At 61.2% G+C, this 18,730-nt stretch carries 15 protein-coding genes and 1 pseudogene; 8 read left to right on the forward strand and 8 right to left on the reverse strand.

All coding sequences use genetic code 11. The features are described from left to right. The first annotated feature begins 292 nt into the window (after positions 1-292). The 7 genes and pseudogenes from ACIPW4_RS20915 to ACIPW4_RS20945 all read left to right on the forward strand — a co-directional run bounded on the left by ACIPW4_RS20915 (position 293) and on the right by ACIPW4_RS20945 (position 7,876). Positions 293-1,990 carry an FAD-dependent monooxygenase gene (locus ACIPW4_RS20915; RefSeq protein WP_400661121.1) on the forward strand — a complete coding sequence of 566 codons (1,698 nt, stop codon included), beginning with the start codon at positions 293-295 and terminating at the stop codon, positions 1,988-1,990. A 14-nt stretch (positions 1,991-2,004) separates the two neighbouring features. Further along, positions 2,005-2,187, forward strand: a complete 183-nt coding sequence (locus ACIPW4_RS20920; RefSeq protein ID WP_400661122.1) for a DUF2783 domain-containing protein — start codon at positions 2,005-2,007, stop codon at positions 2,185-2,187. Positions 2,188-2,230: 43 nt separating this feature from the next. Further along, positions 2,231-3,574, forward strand: a complete 1,344-nt coding sequence (locus ACIPW4_RS20925) for an MFS transporter (RefSeq protein ID WP_400661124.1) — start codon at positions 2,231-2,233, stop codon at positions 3,572-3,574. A 285-nt stretch (positions 3,575-3,859) separates the two neighbouring features. Beyond that, the gene (locus ACIPW4_RS20930; protein WP_400661126.1) at positions 3,860-4,687 is read left to right on the forward strand and encodes a helix-turn-helix transcriptional regulator; all 828 of its coding nucleotides are present in this window, start codon (positions 3,860-3,862) and stop codon (positions 4,685-4,687) included. Between the two features lie 465 nt (positions 4,688-5,152). Further along, positions 5,153-5,356, forward strand: a pseudogene (locus ACIPW4_RS20935) (DUF3077 domain-containing protein); the annotation flags it as partial. Between the two features lie 328 nt (positions 5,357-5,684). Beyond that, positions 5,685-6,635, forward strand: a complete 951-nt coding sequence (locus ACIPW4_RS20940; protein WP_400661128.1) for a LysR substrate-binding domain-containing protein — start codon at positions 5,685-5,687, stop codon at positions 6,633-6,635. Between the two features lie 86 nt (positions 6,636-6,721). Next, positions 6,722-7,876, forward strand: a complete 1,155-nt coding sequence (locus ACIPW4_RS20945) for an L-lactate dehydrogenase (protein WP_400661130.1) — start codon at positions 6,722-6,724, stop codon at positions 7,874-7,876. Positions 7,877-7,968: 92 nt separating this feature from the next. On the opposite strand, the gene ACIPW4_RS20950 is transcribed toward ACIPW4_RS20945, so the two are convergent. From ACIPW4_RS20950 to ACIPW4_RS20965, 4 genes are all read right to left on the reverse strand, one after another. Then, positions 7,969-8,946, reverse strand: a complete 978-nt coding sequence (locus ACIPW4_RS20950; RefSeq protein ID WP_400661131.1) for a CobW family GTP-binding protein — start codon at positions 8,944-8,946, stop codon at positions 7,969-7,971. Between the two features lie 47 nt (positions 8,947-8,993). After that, positions 8,994-10,730: an amidohydrolase gene (locus tag ACIPW4_RS20955; RefSeq protein ID WP_400661133.1), complete on the reverse strand. Its 1,737-nt coding sequence runs from the start codon at positions 10,728-10,730 to the stop codon at positions 8,994-8,996. A 75-nt stretch (positions 10,731-10,805) separates the two neighbouring features. Next, the gene (locus ACIPW4_RS20960) at positions 10,806-12,146 is read right to left on the reverse strand and encodes a YjiH family protein (RefSeq protein WP_400661135.1); all 1,341 of its coding nucleotides are present in this window, start codon (positions 12,144-12,146) and stop codon (positions 10,806-10,808) included. Between the two features lie 125 nt (positions 12,147-12,271). After that, entirely contained in the window at positions 12,272-13,012 is a 741-nt protein-coding gene (locus ACIPW4_RS20965) for a class II aldolase/adducin family protein (protein ID WP_400661137.1), read from the reverse strand. A 178-nt stretch (positions 13,013-13,190) separates the two neighbouring features. Here ACIPW4_RS20965 and ACIPW4_RS20970 point away from each other — a divergent pair, with 178 nt between their 5' ends. Continuing rightward, a complete protein-coding gene (locus tag ACIPW4_RS20970; RefSeq protein WP_400661138.1) occupies positions 13,191-14,084 on the forward strand; it encodes a LysR substrate-binding domain-containing protein in 894 nt (297 codons plus the stop codon). Positions 14,085-14,091: 7 nt separating this feature from the next. On the opposite strand, the gene ACIPW4_RS20975 is transcribed toward ACIPW4_RS20970, so the two are convergent. The 4 genes from ACIPW4_RS20975 to ACIPW4_RS20990 all read right to left on the reverse strand — a co-directional run bounded on the left by ACIPW4_RS20975 (position 14,092) and on the right by ACIPW4_RS20990 (position 18,608). Then, a complete protein-coding gene (locus ACIPW4_RS20975; RefSeq protein ID WP_400661139.1) occupies positions 14,092-15,003 on the reverse strand; it encodes a dimethylarginine dimethylaminohydrolase family protein in 912 nt (303 codons plus the stop codon). 100 nt (positions 15,004-15,103) lie between these two features. After that, positions 15,104-15,910: a LuxR C-terminal-related transcriptional regulator gene (locus ACIPW4_RS20980; protein WP_400661141.1), complete on the reverse strand. Its 807-nt coding sequence runs from the start codon at positions 15,908-15,910 to the stop codon at positions 15,104-15,106. Beyond that, positions 15,907-16,941 (reverse strand): LacI family DNA-binding transcriptional regulator, encoded by a 1,035-nt coding sequence (locus ACIPW4_RS20985; protein WP_400661143.1) that lies wholly within the window; start codon positions 16,939-16,941, stop codon positions 15,907-15,909. The genes ACIPW4_RS20980 and ACIPW4_RS20985 overlap by 4 nt, the downstream gene beginning before the upstream one ends. 56 nt (positions 16,942-16,997) lie before the next feature. After that, positions 16,998-18,608 (reverse strand): 5-guanidino-2-oxopentanoate decarboxylase, encoded by a 1,611-nt coding sequence (locus ACIPW4_RS20990; protein ID WP_400661145.1) that lies wholly within the window; start codon positions 18,606-18,608, stop codon positions 16,998-17,000. Positions 18,609-18,730 lie beyond the last annotated feature (122 nt).

Raw genomic sequence — 18,730 nt, forward strand, 5'->3', positions numbered from 1 at the left:
CAACAGACGGCACACCTTGGAGAATGTCCCTGTCGCTAAAAAGGAAAAAGCCCAACGCATTGTTGGGCTTCAGCGCCACTCCTCAACCGCGCAGGAATGACAGGACGGGGCGTATGTTCGGCAAAGCGGCAAAAGATGTCAATCGACCTTTTTCACAGGAAGCGCGTACTGCTTCAGATGCTCTACTGCAGCGGATAACGCATTGTCCCCTATAGGGTACATCGCGCTCTGCCATCTCAAGTACAGTCATTTGCACGCCTGAATACCTACAAAAATTAGGATGTGCACCGCCATGCATCAACCCCACAGCGAGCCGCGCCGCTCCCTCTATTTCAATTACCAGGTCTTCCCCGCCCACACCGCCAGCGTCGGCGCTGCCCACCCTGAACGCACACCGGTGGTAGTGGTAGGTGCCGGCCCGATCGGCCTGACCACTGCCCTGGACCTGGCCCGACACGGCATACCCTGCATCGTGCTGGCTGCGGAGCGACAGGTGAGCGAAGGCAGCCGGGCGATCGTGTTCACCCGCCGCTCGATGGAAATCCTGCAACAGGTGGGTGTCGCCGACCGGGTCTGCGCACGTGGCCTGCCGTGGAGCTGTGGCAATTCGTTCTACCGCAACCGGCTGGTGTTCCGTATGGAGAACCCGCACGATCCGGACGACCACTTCGCCCCCATGACCAACCTGCAACAGCCCTGCCTGGAGCAGTTTCTGATCGAGGCAGCCGAGGCGCAGCCGTTGATCGAGCTGCGCTGGGGTAACCGCGTGACCGGTTTGACCCAGCATGACGACTTCGCCCGGCTGGCCATCGACACCCCCGCCGGCAACTACGAGCTCGACGCTGACTGGGTAGTGGCCGCAGATGGCGCCCGCTCGACACTGCGCACACTGCTGGACCTGAAGCTTGAAGGCACCGCCTACGAAGGCCGCTTCGTAATCGCCGACATCAAGATCGACCTCGGCCTGCCCACCGAGCGCCTGGCCTACTTCGACCCGGCCTGGAACCCGGGCAACACCGTATTGATGCATCGTGAACCGGGTGATATCTGGCGCATCGACTACCAACTGCCGCCAGACGAAACCCCGGAACAGGCGCTGCAGCCCGAATCCTTGCGCGCACGCATCAATGCACAGCTACAGATGCTTGGTGTTGAAGACCCGCAATGGGAAATGGACTGGAGCTCGGTGTATTCGGCCCGCGCCCTGACCCTGCCGGAGTACATTCACCAACGCGTGATATTCGTGGGCGACGCGGCCCACCTGTTGCCGATTTTTGGCGTGCGGGGTGCCAACACCGGTTTCCAGGATTGCCACGGCCTGGCATGGAAACTGGCCCTGACCCTCAAGGGCCTGGCTGGCTCCAAGCTGCTGTCGTCCTATTCCAGCGAGCGCGTGAGTGCCGCGCGCGAAATCATCAGCGAGGCCGGCAAGAGCACCCGCTTCATGGCGCCACCCACAGCGGGTTACCGCCTGGTGCGCGATGCGGTGTTGTCGCTGTCGCTGACCCAGGCATTCGTCCGGCCGCTCTACCACTGGCGCACCTCGCGGCCACACGACTACGCGGACTCGGTGCTCAACTGTGCCGCCGACGATAACCCGCGCTTCACGGCTGGGCCGCGCAACGGCGCGCCGCTGTTGAACATTCGGCTGGCCGAAGACGACTACCTGTTCGACCGCCTGGGTGCCAGCTTCTACCTGCTCTGCTTCACCGACAGTGACTGCATCCCAAGCGACGTGGTCGAGCAGGTGAAGGCCATTCGCAGCAGCGGTGTGCCCATGCAGATCATCGCGATCGCGCAATCTGCCCAAGCCATCATTGGCGGTGCAGACCAAGTGATCGACGACGCCGACGGCCGTATCGCCGCCAAGTATGGCGTCACCCGCAACGGTGCCTATCTGGTGCGCCCGGACCAGCACATCTGCGCCCGTTGGCTGCAGCTATCCGCTGCACAACTGCGCACCGCCGTCGACACCGCCCTGGGCAAGTAATGAGAGGAAGCGCCATGAATACCCTTACCGCAGCAGACCTGGAAGTGGTTTACGACGTACTGGCAGACGCACTGGACCACGCCACGCCGGCCAAAGCCGAACTGTTCCTGACCAAGCTGGCGTTACTCAGCGCCCATGCCCTGGGCGATGCCCAGGCCTTCACTGCACTGACCCAGTCGGCGCTATACGACTTGTAAACGCTGCCGTTGCCGCTCAAACCAATAATAATCAGGCGCCCACATGCACCCGCACACTGCCCCCGTTGCCACGCTAAAAACCGCCAGCAGCCCTCAGCTCGATGTGATGCGCAAAGTCTCCAGGCGCCTGCTCGGCTTTCTGTTCCTGTGCTTTGTGCTGTCGTTTCTCGACCGCATCAACATCGGCTTTGCCGGCCTGACCATGATGGGCGACCTGGGCCTGAGCAGCACCCAGTTCGGTATGGCCACCACGTTGTTCTACATCGCCTACGTCGCCTGCGGCATCCCCAGCAACATGGCCTTGGCCAAGGTGGGTGCGCGTAGATGGATTGGCAGCCTGATGATCGCCTGGGGCCTGGCCTCGACCGCGACCCTGTTCGCGACCGATGCCAGCAGCCTGTACCTGTTGCGCATGCTGGTCGGTATCACGGAAGCCGGCTTCCTGCCTGGCGTGCTGTTGTACCTGACGTTCTGGTTCCCGGCTGCGTACCGCGCACGCGCCAATGCCCTGTTCATGATCGCCATGCCGTTTACTGCGGGCTTCGGCTCGGCACTCTCGGGGCTGATACTGAGCCTGGACGGGTTGTGGGGGCTGCACGGCTGGCAGTGGCTGTTCCTGCTCGAAGGCATGCCTTCGGTGATCATGGGCTTTGTGGTGTTCGGCTACCTGAACGACTCGCCAGCCCAGGCCCACTGGCTGAGCACGGAAGACAAGCTGCAGCTACAGCAGGCCCTGGCCGCCGACAAACCGCTTGCCACCCGAACAGAGGAAGATGAACCCGGCAGCCTGCTGCGCGAAATGTTCTCGCCCACGGTGCTGCTGTTCAGCCTGGTGTACTTCTGCCTGGTCAACACCCTGGCGATGATCGCCGTCTGGACCCCGCTGATCATCAAGAGCCTCAGTGCCGCCGACAGCAGCAACAGCACCATTGGCTTTCTGGCGATGATTCCGCAGGTGTGCACCATCATCGGCATGGTGGTGTGGGGGCTGCATTCCGACCGCAGCCAGGAACGCCGATGGCACCTGGTGCTGCCGATGCTAATGGCCGCTGCCGGTTGGCTGTTCGCAGCTTTTAGCGGCAACCCGCTGGTGCAGCTGTGCGGTATCTGCATGGCCGCTACCGGGTCCTACACTGCCATGTCCATTTTCTGGACGACTCCGGACCAGGCGCTGACATTCAAGGCGCGGGCCATTGGCATTGCGGTGATCAATGCGTTCGGCAATATCGGCTCGGCGCTGAACCCGCTGGTGGTTGGCTGGCTGAAGGACCTGACCCAAAGCTTCACGGCCGGGATTGTGTATGCCACGGCGCTGCTGGTGGTGGGTGCGCTGCTGACCTTCCTGCTCCCGCTGCGTCCGCCCACCTCGATTTCCACACCCGCGTAGCCCTGAAAACCACTCACGCAGGTACAGGTGAGACCGATACCGGCGCGGTCCCTGTGGGAGCGGGTTCACCCGCGAAGAATCCAACTCGGTATATGGCACGGGCTACGCCCGTGTTCGCGGGTAAACCCGCTCCTACAAGGGTTCGCGCCAACCTTGGAAATTGAACAAGCCAACCACCCCCACCGGCTACGCGTCTTGCTTGCAAATTGGTTATCCTGCCCACTAGCCCACCCCAAGGGCCGCCACCTAAAACAATAAGTCATGCCTTGTCTCAGGGAGTGCAGCATGGAATTCTGGCCACTACGCCCCTCCACGACCGACTTCCGCCTGAGCATCGAGCAAACCGCCAACCTGCTCGCCCGCACCAGCGAAAGCCACGGCAAGCTGCTGGCCGCCGACATGCTGAAACTGGTCAGCGCCCAGGTCCCGTTGGCCCAATGCACCATCTTCGCCTACGGCCCCAACCGCAGCCCGCAAATCATTTCCTTCGCCGACCGCGCCCGGATGATCGAGCTGCCCAGAATCTCCAGCAACTACGCCGAACGCTTCTACAGCTTGGACGGCAATCAGCAGGCGATGACTGCCCGCCCTGCCCTGTCGAGCGCTGACCGCATCATGGTGCAACGCCAGGGCATTGAAGACATCGCCCACCATGACTATCGACGCATCTGCTACGAGCTGCCGCAAATTTCCGAACGCGTTGCGCTGCTGACCCATTGCGAGGGGAGCCGCTGGCTTTCGGTGAATTTTTATCGGGGGCGTGAACATGGGCGATTTTCAGCCAGTGAGATTGGTGTTATCGAAACGGTGGCGCCGTTGATTGTGCAGATTTCGCGGCTGCATTATCGGGCTTATCTCGAAGCCAATGAGATGCCGGCGGTGCTCTGTGAACGGGTGGTCAGCCTGTTCCCGGAGCTGACGCGGCGTGATCAGGAGCTGTTGCAGTTGATGCTGGCTGGGTGTGAGGTTAAGGGCATTAGCGCGAGCATGGGGATACAGCTGTCGAGTGCGGCTACGTATATCAAGCGGCTGTATCGCAAGCTGGGGATTTCTGGGCAGAGGGAGTTGTTGGCGTTGGCTACACAGCGTAAGTGGGCTGGCCAGATACACTGACGTTGACGAGCGTTACAAGTTGTTACGGCGAACGGCTAAAACATCAGATTTACCCCCTTTCCTGTAGGACGTTTCCCAAAGATACTGCCTACGCCTGTTTTTCGTTGAGGCCGTTATTTCTGAGTTTTAGTCTCGGTGGGTCGTTGCACATCAACGACCGGCTTTGACAGGCCGCGACGAAATACAGCGCATAGCCGTTCATGGCGGTTGTGTATGGGGCACGTTCGCGTGCGCCGGTTTCTGTGTTCGCCGGTCTGTCAACCCATGCACAGCTGCCACCATTCCGTTTGACAGCGGGCTGGCGGTAGCCCCATCGAGAACACAGTCCAATGTTAAAAATAGTTCCAGATCCGCCCTACAATCTCCACTCCCTCGAAGACACGCTGATGATGGCGGCTGACTACGCAATTTGTGCGGAAGTCGTTGCCCAGCAGGCGATGTTGATGCAGCCGAAATCACCCGTGTCATCCTCTCTTTCGCATCGAGCCCGGCATCCCTTGCCAAAGCGCCCGCGAACAGGCCTCGGAACTGATGGGCTACGCCCGAGACCTGACCATTGACGGCCTGATGGAAGAAAAACCCCAGCTACTCTGGGCCTCGCATTACCTCTGCGCTTTGGCCAAGGCGCTACTCGACGATGCCGAACTGGGCATGGCAACAACCCTCTGAACCACCTGGCCAGAGCCCAGCGCTGCCCCCACTCTTGTGGGGCAGCGCAAATACCAGGCATGCACCCCGTCCCCTTGTGGGAGCCGCGCTTGCCGGCGATGGGCCGCAAAGCGGCCCTAACAATGCAAGCCCTTGCGACGCCTCCCAGGAGAATTCACCCATGCCACAAAACAGCAACTCAAACAGGCCGAGCGACAGCGATCCAGATCATCACTGCAGATCATCCCAACGACTGTTCATCGCCATCCCCCTGAAGCTCCCATGTTGCGGCCGCGGCGCACCGCCGCGCCTACAGGTATCGCCGCGGCCCTGAAGCCTGACAATAGAGATGGAAATCCCCAATGATTTCTATACCCTGCAAAGCATGACCGGACTCAATCACTACCGCCTTCCCTCTCTCGATGCCTTGATGGCATTCGAAGCGGCCGCACAGTTGGAAACGTTCGATCTGGCTGCTGAGTCCTTGTCGGTTTCCAGTAGCGCCCTCAGAAAGCGGATATCGGGGCTGGAGCAACTTCTGGGTGTATCGCTGTTCAGTCGTGTTGGCGGCACGCTGGTACTGACCGCCCATGGTCAAGCCTATCTCGAGCAGATCACTCCGGTGCTGGAGCAGTTGCTCGCCATCCCCATGCACAGTCGCCTGGTACAGCGCAAACAACGCCTGATCATCTGCTGCCCGCCCACCTTCGCCCGGCAGATTCTGATTCCGCGCCTTGCAGAACACAGCAAGGCCTATCCAACCATAGACCTGCAGATTCAACTGTCTGCACCCCTGGCGCGTGGCACTTCTGGCACCTGGGATATCAATATCACCGGCGACGGTAGCAAGGTGATCGCTGAGCAGCGGTTGCTGGACGAGCGGCTGTACCCCCTGGCAGCCCCCGCCTTGCTTGCCCAATTCAGTACGGACGATCTCTCCCGCTTGCCACTCTTGCGCTCATCTCTGGAACCGTGGCGCCCCTGGTTTCATCTGGCCAGGCTGAATCTGCCTGAGCCCGATGCAGGGCCGGCATTGCTTGACCTGGGCTTGATGCTGGAGGCTGCAGCGAGCGGCCAAGGTGTGGTGTTGGCTCGCCCATCCCTGGCGCAGTCGTGGTTGGCTGACGGTCGTTTGGTGCCGTTGAGCAGCATCGGCAGTGTTCCCTCCTACCACTATGAAGTGAGTGTTCAGCACCCTTCAGCCGCCGCAGGCGCTTTCGTGACTTGGTTGAAGACAGTCTGCAGCGAAGCCGTCACCAATGCCCGGACGCAACTGGACGATATCCAGCAGCGGAAATAAACGCCCTGACGCTGCGCCTTTTTTTCCGCACCGGCTTTTTTCATTCCCGCTAGCATCCACCTCACTGTCTCTGGGGGAGCGGCTGTATGCCCGTCATTACGTGTGTTGAAGACCTTCGCCAATTAGCTCAGCGGCGTGTGCCGCGGATGTTCTATGACTATGTCGATACCGGTTCCTGGACCGAAAGTACCTATCGGGAAAACCAAGATGATTTCGCCAGGATCAAGCTTCGCCAGCGCGTAGCGCGCAATATCGAGAACCGCTCGCTGAGAGCACCAATGCTCGGCATCGACATGGCCATGCCCGTCGCTATAGCCCCTACCGGGCTAGCCGGCATGATGCACGCCGACGGTGAAATCCTCGCAGCGCGCGCAGCGGCGGCGGCCGGTGTTCGCTATACCTTGTCGACCGTGAGTATCTGCTCGCTGGAGGATATCGCTGAAGAGGTTGGGTCGCCGTTCTGGTTCCAGCTGTACATGCTGCGCGACCGGGCGTTCATTGGCCGCCTGATCGATCGTGCAAAGGCAGCCGGTTGTGATGCACTGGTGTTGACGCTTGATTTGCAGTTGGGCGGCCAGCGCCATAAAGACCTGAAAAACGGCCTGAGCACCCCACCGCGGATGACCCCGGCCAACATCCTCAACATGTTGAGCAAACCCCGCTGGATCAAAGGCATGCTCGGCACCCGCCGACGCTATTTCGGCAACATCATGGGCCATGTCAAAGGCGTCGACGACCTGCGTCAGCTGGCTGAATGGACTTACGACCAATTCGACCCGAGCCTGTGCTGGGACGATATCGAATGGGTCAAACAGCGTTGGGGCGGCAAGTTGGTACTCAAGGGCATCCTCGATGCAGAGGACGCACGTATGGCGGTAAAAGTGGGCGCCGATGCGCTGATCGTGAGCAACCACGGTGGTCGCCAGCTCGATGGTGCGCCGTCGAGCATCACTATGTTGCCCGCCATCGTTGACGCCGTCGGCAACCACATTGAAGTCTGGCTCGACAGTGGCATTCGCAGTGGACAGGACGTGATCAAGGCGCTGGCACTCGGTGCCAAAGGTACACTGATTGGCAGAGCCCACCTCTATGGCCTGGGCGCCTTGGGCGAACAGGGTGTTCGACAAACGCTGGAGATTATTGCCAAAGAGATGGACCTGAGCATGGCGTTATGTGGCTACACCGACGTCAACCAGATCGATCAAGACATTCTGTTGCCGGGTAGTTATCCGACGCTATAGTACCGGGTGGGCCATGCCAGACGGCCAGCGGGTTGGCGCTGACCCTGTGGAAGCGGGCTTGCCCCGCGATTTGCTGCGCCGTGCAGGGCAGGTCACCCCGCAACAACACACGCCTCAAACGCCGCTTGAAACTGTTCGGCATTGATCGCGCCACGCTTGCCGATCAGGATTAGCTGAGTACTCGGCGCCTTACCCTCCCAACCGTCTTGCGGCTTGATCTCGCTGCGGTTGCCGACCACATGCAACACGCAACGCTTGCCCGGTGCTTCAACGATCTGGCAAACACCCTTGGCCCGGTAGATCTCGCTCGGCAGTTCGGCCAATGTTTTGCGCAAGGCCTTGAGCGCCAGCGGGCGGTCGCTGGAGAAGCTCCATGTATCGAAGATTGCTGCGTGGTTCTGCTCCTGCGCAGTGGTGAGTACCGGCGTCAGGGGTGCAGTTACCGGCCGGCATTTGACGCTGTCTTTGAACGCGGCGATGCCCAGCACCAGCTCCAGCGGCACTTCACCGTATTCACTCTCCAACAACCGGGCATTCGGGTACAGCCAACGCGCTTTCAGGGCTTCGATCTGCTCGCGGCTGACCTGGTCAATCTTGTTCAGCACGATGATGTCGGCCACATCCAGTTGCTCCATGGCCAGCTGTGCCATGTCGCCTTGCAGGTCTTCGAACTGCGCAGCGTCGACCACGGTGAGGATGCTGTCGATGCTCAGTGCTTCGCGAAACTGCGGGTAGCGCAGGGTGTTGGCGATTTTGCTTGGGTTGGAGACACCGCTGGCTTCGATGACGATGTATTCCGGGCGGTTGGCGTGGTCGTCCAACAAGCGCCCGAGCTGTTCGATCAGATCGCTTTCTACCGTGCAGCAGATGCAACCATTGGCCAGACTGACGGTGGTTTGGGTCTGGCTGACAATCAACTGGCTGTCGATGTTGATCGCGCCAAAGTCGTTGACCATCACCGCCATGCGCAGGCCGTGGTCGCTGTTGAGGATGCGGTTCAACAGGGTGGTTTTGCCGGCACCGAGAAAGCCCGAGACGATAGTCACCGGGACAGATTTGCGTTTGCTCATGGTCGTGCCTCTTGGTCAGTGGCCAGGGCGTACCCCGGCCGTGCCTATCAGAAGTTCGGCAATTCCCTGCGCCAGGTCGCGGCGTGGGCTGTGTCGTCAAATTCGCCATGGCGGTCCCAGGTCACCTCGCCTTCGAGCAAGGTCAGTTGCACCTGAGTGTTATGAATGTTGCCCTTGGCTTGCACCTCGAAGAGGTTGCGGTCCAGCACGATCAGGTCGGCAGATTTGCCCACTTCGATCGAGCCTGCCTTGTCTTCGATGCCCATGCACCAGGCACCGTTGAGGGTCATGACGCGAATTGCTTGCTCCAGGGCAATGGGCTCGCCGTAGAAGCGTCCCTCCTCCTCGCCCCAGGGATTTTCCCGGGTGACCATGGCCTCGAAACCGATCCATGGGTTGATGCTCGACACGGGCCAGTCGGTCCCCATTACCGCCACGCCGCCGTGCTCCAGTACGCCTTTGAAGTTATAGGCGCGTTGCATGCGGTCCTCGCCGAACACCGCGCGGGCATTGGCAAACGACGAGGGGAACCAGCCCACTGGCGAAAATTCTGCAGTCACCTGCAACTCGGCAAAGCGCGGCAGATTGGCGTCGAGCAAGGTGGTGCTGTGCGCGCACTGGTGGCGTACGCCACTGTCGCCATTGCGTTTACGGGCTTGCGCCACGGCATCGAGGAACAGGTCCGAAGCGCCGTCGCCGGTGCAGTGGGCGATGACGCGAATGCCTTTGCGGTCCATGTCCACCACCATGTCGACGATGTGTTCCGGCGTCAGGTTGAGGTGGCCACGCCAGCTGCTGTCACCCGGCCAGGCGCTGGACAAGTAGGACGAGCGCGACTCGTGGGTGCCGTCGAAGTGAAACTTCACTGCGTTGGCGTTGAGGCGCGCACTGCGGTAGTAGTGACGCTCGCCGGCCAACAGCTCCCAGCGGCGCTTGACCGGGAAGATGTCGTCTTGCCAGCTGATCGCCGCTTCTACCCGAACCGACAATTCGCCGACCTGGTCGATGGCCTTGAGCGCGTTGAGGCGGTGTTCGCACACGTGAACGTATTTGGTACCGACCACGCCCTGCCCGCTCTGGAACCACACGCCTTCACGGTACGCACGCTTGAGCGCGTGCTGCGGCGTGGGTGGCATGGCCGCATGAATCAACGCGTAGGCGCCATCGACCAGAATGCCGGTCGGCTCGCCCGTCACAGTGTCACGCTCGATGTAGCCGTGACGTGGGTCGAGGGTGTCGGCGTCGATGCCGGCCAGCTCCAGGGCTTTGGAGTTGACCATCATGCAGCCCCAGGAGCGATCGAGAATGGCCACCGGGCGATCGGGCAAAATGCCGTCCAGCCAGTCGCGGCCGGGCACCAGGCCGGTCTGTTTGAAGGTGTAGCGCACAAAGTACTGACCATACACCCAACCATCGCCAGGGTGCGCAGCGGCGTAGTCGAGGATGGATTGCTTGACCTGCGCTGGCGTCGGGTCTTCGGCGCCGACCTCCAGATAACCGGCGTAGCCGGGTGCCAGCTTCAAGTCCGGGTGGGTGTGCATGTCGTACAGGCCGGGCATGGCAAAGCGGCCATCAAGGTCCGTTACCTGGGTATGCGCACCGATCAGGCTGTCCATCTCGGCGTTGCTGCCAACGGCGATGAAGCGCCCGCCAAGGATGGCCACCGCTTCTGCCCACGGGTTGCGCTCATCGACGGTGTAAATGCGGCCGTTGAGCAGCACCAGGTCAGCGGCGCCCGCTGGCCCTGGAGTGTTCGACGAGCGAAAGTCAGTGTGTTTGTCCATTGCAGTGAAAATCCGATTCGGGAATCTTGTTTGAGAGCGTGGACCGGAACACCAGGCGGTGCCCCGGCCGCTGTGTCAGCCGACGACCAGGTGTGCGAACAAGGCCAGGATTGGCAGCGACACCATGACCCGCACCACGTAAATCAGCAGCAGGTCACGCAGCCTCAGGCCGATGTCGGCGCGCACCAGCAAGATGGCCGCCTCGGTGAAGAAGATGATCTGGTTGACCGCCACACCGACCATGACGAAGCGGGTGACTTCGCTGTGGATACTGGCGCCGAGAATCGACGGCATGATGCTGTCGACCATGCCGGCCAGCAGCGCTGGTGCGGCCTGCTGCGCTTCTGGCAGCTGCAGCATTTCCATGTACGGAATCAGCGGCATCGACATGTATTTGAACAGCGGCGTGAACTCCACCAGCGACAAGCCCAGGCAGCCAACCACCATCATCGCCGGGTACACCGAGATGGCGATGTCCAGGCTCACGTGTATACCGTGTTTAAGCTGGGCAAGCATCGACGGGGCGCTGTCGGCACGCTCGATGGCGCGGCGCAGGCCCAGGGCGACAAGGCCCTCGCCTTCCAGACGATCGGTCTTGACCTGCTTGCCCACCGTCGGGTGATAGGCGTCGAGCTTGCCCCGCAGTGGCGGCAGCTTGGGTACGATCAGGGCGCAGAGAAGACCGGTGACGGCGACCGACAGGTACCACTGCACGAACACATGTTCCATGCCGATCAGCTTCAGCAACAAGTAGGAATAGGCAATCGACACAACGGAGAAGTTGGTGGCGATCACGCACGCCTCACGGCTGGTGTAGAAGCCCTGGCGGTATTGCTGAGTGGTCAGAATGATGCCGACGCTGGAGGCCGCCAGCCATGAAGCCATGCAGTCGACAGCCGCACGACCCGGCAAGCCGAAGAGCTTTTCAAAACCGCGGCTGACCAGGCTGCCGATGAACTCCATCAGGCCATAGTCAGTGAGCAGCGGCAGCAACACGGCCGACAGGAAGTACATGGCCAATACCACTGGGCCCACGTCATAGAGCATCACGCCGCCGGTATTGCGATGCGAAACCCACTCCGGGCCGATCTTCCAATAGGTCATCACCATCAGCACTGCGCCGACGACGCGCACGGCGGTCCAGCCCAGGCCTGGATTGAACAACTGGACGAAGCGGTTAGGGTGGTTCTTCAGGGAGCTGAAGGTCACAAGCACGGTGAGCAGGCTGGGAATGGTTGCCACGGCTACAGTGACGGGCACCATCAGCGGCTTGACCACATCGTTGATGTAGTCAATGACAAAGGCGATGAGGATGTTGTTTTTGCCGTTGATGTCAAACGGCACCATGAACAACAACACGCCGATCAGCGAAGGGATCAGAAAGCGCAACAACTGAGCGGTGCTGTACTGGCTCAAAAGGCCTCTGGGTTGATTCAAGACTGCTTCTGGATCGGGCTGTTCTTGCATGATCACACCTTGTTGTATTTGTAGTAGATGGCGTTACGGCCGCACTGAGACGGCCGGTTCACACAGCGGACTTTTCAGTCCCTGAACGTTGCGTCGAGGCGGTCCAATCTGCGCAGCTCGGCGCTCCATACCAGGTCAACACCTTCCTGGTAATAGGGTTCATGCTCCAGTTGGCTGGCGACGAACTCGCAAGCGTCGTGGTCCGGCACGATCAGCGGTCGGCCGGTTTTCATCGCTTCCAGTTGAATTTCGCAGGCCTTGTTCAGGTAGAACATGCGGTAGTAGGCCTCGGCAACGCTACGGCCTACAGTCATCAGGCCGTGGTTACGCAGGATCGCGCTGTGCTTGTCACCCAGGGCGGCAACGATGCGCTGGCGCACTTCCAGGTCCAGCGGCACGCCCTCGTAGTCGTAGTAGGCCAAGCGATTGTAAAACATCATGTTGGTCTGGTTCAGCGGCAACAGCCCTTCTTCCAGCGCCGCTACAGCCATTCCGGCCAAGGTGTGGGTGTGCATCACGCAGACCGCATCGTGGCGATGCATGTGAATGGCGCTGTGAATGGTGAAGCCGGCAGGATTAACCTCGGGCGCGCAGTCATCCAGCTTATTGCCGTTGACGTCGATGGCGACCAGATTCGATGCGGTGATCTCATCTGGGCGCAGGCCGTACTGGTTGATCAGGAACGCAGGTTCCTCGGTTGGCAACTTAACCGAAATATGGGTGAAGACCTGATCGCTCCAGCCATTGGCTTCCAGCAGCCGGTAAGCGGCGGCCAGGTCTGTGCGCAGTATCTGTTCGTGGGTTATTGGAGTCATTATGGTTCCGCCGGACAGCTGTCGTATTCGATGAACAGTTCGGTATTTCCCTGTACCTGCGCACATTGGGGATGCGCCCGCCCATTTCCGCTCCGTCGCAACCTAGGGTATGGCGCTTGTGGATCAGCGAATATCGATTTATCGTGTACATATTCATTCCAAAACGTCATGAACTCCCATGCACCGTCAGCTCCCCAGCATGATCTCCCTCAGTTGCTTCGCCGCCTTCGCACGCCATATGAGCGTGACCCGTGCGGCAGAAGAACTGAACCTGACGCAAAGCGCCGTCAGCCGCCAGATCAAGAACCTGGAGGAGATGCTCGGCTGCCCGTTGGTGGATAAAAAGCGCCAGCGCCTGTTGCTCACCGACCAAGGGCGTGAGTACGTGCAAGAGGTGAGCCTGTTGCTCAATCAGCTGGAAGCGGCCACGCACCGTGTGCGCAGCAGCCACTCCGGACATTTGCGCGTGGGTGCCGAGCCTTCTTTCACCACCCGTTGGCTGTTACCTCGGTTGCGGGCCTATACCCGTGAGTTCCCGGAGGTGGAGCTGGAAATCATGAACGACCTGCGTCGGCTCTACGACCGCCAGGAGGGGTATGACGTGGGCATTCTCTTTGGGGATGGCAACTGGGAGGCGTTCGACGCGCATTACCTGATGCCGGGTGACATGGTCGCAGTGTGCGTACCCGACTTGCTGGAGCGCTTCGGCCCCATCGTTCAGCGCAGCGAAATTCTGCGCTATCCGATGATCCATCACAGTTCATTGACCGACCTGACCAAGTCATCCACGCAATTGTGGCTGAGCAGCGCAGGCCTCACCGCCAAAGAGATCGAAAGCCTGCCAGGGCAACGCCTGGAGCATTTTCAGTTTGTGCTGGATGCCGCCTTGCACGGCCTTGGGGCCACGGTGCTGCCACGGTTTTTCGTCGAACGCGAAGTCAGCGAAGGCAGCCTGGTGATTGCCAGTGAGCAAGCACTGGATTGCGGCAGCTACTACGTGGTGGTGCCACGTCACTGCCGCGATGCCAAGGTCAAGCGCTTTGTCGACTGGCTGCTGCAGTCGGCGCAGTAACCTGTAATCAGGCCGGGTCGCGACGCAACGGCTGGCACATGCAGTGCACGCCGCCACCACCCTTGGCGATCATGCCGATGTCCGGGTCGTAGACCTTGAGCCCTAGCGCCAGGCATTTCTCCTTCAGTGTTTTGCTGGTGGCCGGCAGCAACACCCTGCCCTCGCCGAGCGCGACGACGTTGCAACCCAGCTCCATGGCGTCTTTGAACGGAATGTCGACGATTTCAATGCCTTTCGCCTTCAGCCAGTTCACCAGCTCCGGCTCCACCGCATCCACGCACACCGCCGCCACACCCGGCGCGAGCATGACGCAAAGCGCGTCCATGTGCACGAAGAACGGGTCCATGCCGTACAGCTTCACTTCCCAGCCTTCGGCTTCGAGCCAGCCCTTCATTTGCTGCACCGCCGGCGTCTGCGAGCGCTCACCGGTGTAGCCGCAAAGAATGACGCCCGGCTGCAGCATCATGAAGTCGCCGCCCTCGAAAGAGCCGGCAGTGATCATGTCGTAAATCGGGATGCCCTTGTCCTGGTAGAACTGGATCACCGGGGCGTATTCACCACGGCGCCACCACTGCGCCATTTGCGTGACGATCGGGCCAAACGGGGTCATTACGCTGGAGTCGCGGGCGAACACCTGGTATTTGAGGCTCGGGTCGGTAGGCAGCATGTGTACGTTTACGCCCGCCTCACGGTAGGCATCGACCATCTCAGCATGCTGGGTGCGGGCCACGCCTGCATCGAACTGGTAGCCCAGGCGCAGGCTCTTGCGCGAAATGGAGCTGGTCTCCAGCCACTGATAGTTTTCTACCGGGCCCAGCAGCACATCACGCAGCAGGCCATATTCAGAATCGGCGCCCCATTGCTCCAGGCGCGGGGTGTCGCCGCCGTTGCGGCGATGTTTCAGGGTGAATGCACTCATTGTGTTCTCCAAGTCTCGATAGCGCGATTGAGGGTGACAATGAGCAACATCCTAGAAACGGCCACTGCAGCGAACCATACCCAAATCAGGGTAAGTGCCCTCAGACCACTTCAGGCTTGGCAATGGCGCTGAGGAACAAAGAGAACAATTCGCCCTGCGAATTGATGCCGAGCTTGGCGTGAATGTTCTTGCGGTGCACCCGCACGGTGTCGGTGCTGATCGCCAGCTCGCTGGCCACCGACTTGGACGAATGCCCGCGCAGGATCAAACGCGCGATTTGCGCTTCGCGCTCGGTCAGGCAGGCAGCGCCAAAGCAGTTGAAAGCGTGCTCCAGGTGGGTGTGCAGCGCTTGCTTGGCGCCATCTTCGATGACCGGGCCAGCGGCCCAGTGGCGCCGTGCACTCGCCGCGATCAACGGATCGATACTCGCCAGCACTGCCAGCTCAGCAGCGCTGAACGCACCGTGACCGGCAAGTCGCCCCATCGACACGGCGATACCGCCGCCGCCCGGCAGGTCGATCAGGATGTTCACTTCGTCCGCCAAACCATGGGAAGCGTAAAAGCTGCGGTAATACTCGGAAGCGTGAAACTCATCGGGGGCGATGTCCGCCAGGCGTACAAGCCCCCGAGGCGTGCCTTCGACACAGGCCAAGTGCACCGGGTCGAGTAGATAAGGACCGCTCAGGTAGCGATGCACTTCTGTGCGCCGCGCCGCCAGCACCCGCCCCTCTTCCAGCATCAGCGGTGGATGAGCGGGGGCGTGGGCGACGATGAACGCGGTGTCGATCGGCACAGCGGTGAACAGTGCCTGCAGCAGCCGCGCCGGAAACTGCGGCTGGCCGATGGCATCAACCAGCTCCGCTTCCTGGCCCAGCCAGCAGGCCAGATCGAAGGTGGAGTCAGTCATGGCTGCACCACTCGCCGTGCGGTCGACTCACGTGCGATCAACGCGCAGCCGACATCCACCAATGACGCCCGCGCCTGCTCACCGCGGATGCGCTGGCACAACAGATCGACCGTGGCATTGGCAACCTCCTCCGCAGGGATGCGCACCGTGGTCAGCGAAGGCATTGCCACCCGTGCAATGGGCAGGTCGCCAAAGCCGCAAATGCCCAGATCGTCCGGCACAGCAATGCCGCTGCGCTGAGCAGCGAACAGCGCGCCCATCGCTGGCATGTCGTTGGTGAAAAAGGCGCCGTCGCAGTCGATCTTGCCTGTGCTGATTTTCTCGATAATGTCGACACCGTCATCGACACCGGGCACTGGTGAAGTGTTCATCCGCAACGGCTCCAACCCGAGCCCCTCGGTCACTGCCTGACGAAAGCCGGCAAAGCGCAGGTCTTCACGCTCACCGTCAGCGCCAAAGAACGCGGGCTTGCGGTAACCGCTGGCCAGCAAGTGACGACCGGCGGCAGCGCCGGCCGCCCAGTTCGAGAAGCCCACCACCTGCCCCACCGGCTGGCGTGGCACAGCCCCTTCGGGCAAGTCCCACAGCTCGACCACCGGCACATCGGTGGCCTGCAGCAGTTCGAGGGTTTCAGGTGAGTGGTAGCCGTAAGCGAGAATCAGGCCATCGAGCTGGCGCCCCAGAAACGCACGCAGCAGCCTGGCTTCTTCATCCTGGGAAAAACGGGTTTCGCCGATCAGCAGGTGAAACCCGGCCTTGGCCAGGCCCTGCTGCAGGGGTTCGAGGGTCGCCGCGAGAATCGGGTTGGTGATGGTAGTAATCAACGCCCCGATGATCCCGCTGCGCCGTGTCACCAGTTGGCTGGCTGCAAGGTTGGGCACATAGCCAAGCTCACGCACCGCCTGCTCGATCTTGTGCCGGGTTTGCGCCGACACCACGTCGGGCTTGGACAGCGCCCTCGACACTGTCATGCCAGACACACCGGCGAGCCGGGCTACGTCCTGTAGCGTGGGTTTGCTCTTGGTCGACATCCTGGCCTCTGGCGCTTCTCGGGAGCGCGCATTATCCCCGGGCACAGCGTCGTCGGCTACTGCAGGAACGGCGCCTGCTCGCAGACCTCGATCACGGTGGGGCGCTGGGCGGTGGCGGCGTTCTGGAGCAGTTCGGCCAGGTGTTCAAGGCTATCGGCCTGATGCGCATGACAACCGAACGCCTTAGCCAGGCCCTGGAAGTCCGGGGTGTAGATATCGACGCCAATGGTGGGGATATCGCGGTTCTGCATGTAGCGCTTGATCTCGCCGTAACCGCTGTTGTTCCACAGCAGCACAATGATCGGCGCGTCCGCCTCCACCGCCGAGGCCAGTTCCGGCAGGGTGAACTGAATACCGCCGTCACCGATCAATGCCACCACCGGACGCAACGGCGCGGCCAATTTGGCGCCGATGGCCGCGGGCAGGCCATAGCCGAGGGTGCCGTAACCGGTGGCGGAGTTGAACCAGCTGCGGGGCCGGGTGGCCTCGAACAGGTGGTTGCCCGAGTACACCGGCTGCGTCGAGTCGCCCGCCACAATCAGCTCTGGCAGGGCGCTCTGCAAAGTTTCCAACACTTGACGCTGACCGCGCCAGGCTGCATGCCACTGCGCTTCCAATTGCTCGCGCACGACAGCGGCGCGCTGTGCACCGGGGCTGTCCGCGCTGAAGGCGCGCCCTTCACCCAGGGCAGCGGCCAACGCGGCCATGGCCTGGCGAGCGTCGCTGAGAATCGCGAGGTCTGCCGGGTAATTGCAGTTCAGTTGCTCGGCGTCGATATCGATACGGATCAGCTGGCTTTCAATACGAAAATTGCCGTCGAACACCCCGTCATAATCGGTTTCACCCAGCTCGGTGCCAATCGCCAGCACCACGTCCGAGGCCAGCACCATCTGGCGCACCGGCACGCAGGACTGATTGCAGCCCAGCGCCAGCGGATGGCCCTTGGGCAAAACCCCCTTGGCATTGATGGTGTAGGCTGTCGGTGCGTCCAGCGCTTCAATCAGACGCAGCGCTTCACTGCCGGCATCGGCGCAGCCACCGCCCAGCAGCACCAACGGCCGCTCGGCTGTCTTGAGCATCTGCGCCGCGCGCTCGATGGCTGCCAGACACGGGCCCGGGCGACTGGGGATCGCACCCAACTTGCGTACCACGTGGTCCGCCGGGGCGGTGATGACATTGATAGGAATCTCGATATGCACCGGCCGTGGACGCGCACCGTTGAACACCGCAAAAGCGCGGGCCAGCACAGCGGGTAGCTCGTCCGGTCGCATCAGCGTATGGCTGAACGCCGCCACTCCGGACACCAGATTACGCTGCGACGGCAACTCATGAAGACGACCGCCGCCCATGCCCAACTGTTCGGTGTTGTTGACACTGGAGATCACCAGCATCGGGATCGAGTCTGCATAGGCCTGGGCCATGGCGGTGGTGATATTGGTCATGCCGGGCCCGGTGATGATGAAACACACCCCAGGCTTGCCCGAAACACGCGCATAGCCATCGGCCATGAAACCTGCGCCCTGCTCATGGCGCGGCGTTACATGGCGGATCTGCGTGGCGGGCAAGCCGCGATACAGCTCCACCGTGTGCACGCCTGGAATACCGAACACGGTATCCACGCCCAAACCTTCCAGCAACTCAACCAACAACTCTCCACACGTCAACATCGGCAGCTCTCCACACCAACAACGGGTAACGGTTGATCGACACCATAGCATCAAATGTTAGCGATAACATAACCTTGTGATAGCAGGCTTGCCAGCGATCTGTGCGAAGTGGATCAGTCAGG

The sequence above is a fragment of the Pseudomonas sp. NPDC089996 genome (assembly GCF_044748405.1).
Classification (GTDB): domain Bacteria; phylum Pseudomonadota; class Gammaproteobacteria; order Pseudomonadales; family Pseudomonadaceae; genus Aquipseudomonas.

Excerpts from the sequence above, each read along its gene's own strand:
- ACIPW4_RS20915 (WP_400661121.1), top strand. The coding sequence starts at position 293 with ATGCATCAACCCCACAGCGAGCCGCGCCGCTCCCTCTATTTCAATTAC.
- ACIPW4_RS20920 (WP_400661122.1), top strand. The coding sequence starts at position 2,005 with ATGAATACCCTTACCGCAGCAGACCTGGAAGTGGTTTACGACGTACTG.
- ACIPW4_RS20925 (WP_400661124.1), top strand. The coding sequence starts at position 2,231 with ATGCACCCGCACACTGCCCCCGTTGCCACGCTAAAAACCGCCAGCAGC.
- ACIPW4_RS20930 (WP_400661126.1), top strand. The coding sequence starts at position 3,860 with ATGGAATTCTGGCCACTACGCCCCTCCACGACCGACTTCCGCCTGAGC.
- ACIPW4_RS20940 (WP_400661128.1), top strand. The coding sequence starts at position 5,685 with ATGGAAATCCCCAATGATTTCTATACCCTGCAAAGCATGACCGGACTC.
- ACIPW4_RS20945 (WP_400661130.1), top strand. The coding sequence starts at position 6,722 with ATGCCCGTCATTACGTGTGTTGAAGACCTTCGCCAATTAGCTCAGCGG.
- ACIPW4_RS20950 (WP_400661131.1), bottom strand. The coding sequence starts at position 8,946 with ATGAGCAAACGCAAATCTGTCCCGGTGACTATCGTCTCGGGCTTTCTC.
- ACIPW4_RS20955 (WP_400661133.1), bottom strand. The coding sequence starts at position 10,730 with ATGGACAAACACACTGACTTTCGCTCGTCGAACACTCCAGGGCCAGCG.
- ACIPW4_RS20965 (WP_400661137.1), bottom strand. The coding sequence starts at position 13,012 with ATGACTCCAATAACCCACGAACAGATACTGCGCACAGACCTGGCCGCC.
- ACIPW4_RS20970 (WP_400661138.1), top strand. The coding sequence starts at position 13,191 with ATGCACCGTCAGCTCCCCAGCATGATCTCCCTCAGTTGCTTCGCCGCC.
- ACIPW4_RS20975 (WP_400661139.1), bottom strand. The coding sequence starts at position 15,003 with ATGAGTGCATTCACCCTGAAACATCGCCGCAACGGCGGCGACACCCCG.
- ACIPW4_RS20980 (WP_400661141.1), bottom strand. The coding sequence starts at position 15,910 with ATGACTGACTCCACCTTCGATCTGGCCTGCTGGCTGGGCCAGGAAGCG.
- ACIPW4_RS20985 (WP_400661143.1), bottom strand. The coding sequence starts at position 16,941 with ATGTCGACCAAGAGCAAACCCACGCTACAGGACGTAGCCCGGCTCGCC.
- ACIPW4_RS20990 (WP_400661145.1), bottom strand. The coding sequence starts at position 18,608 with ATGTTGACGTGTGGAGAGTTGTTGGTTGAGTTGCTGGAAGGTTTGGGC.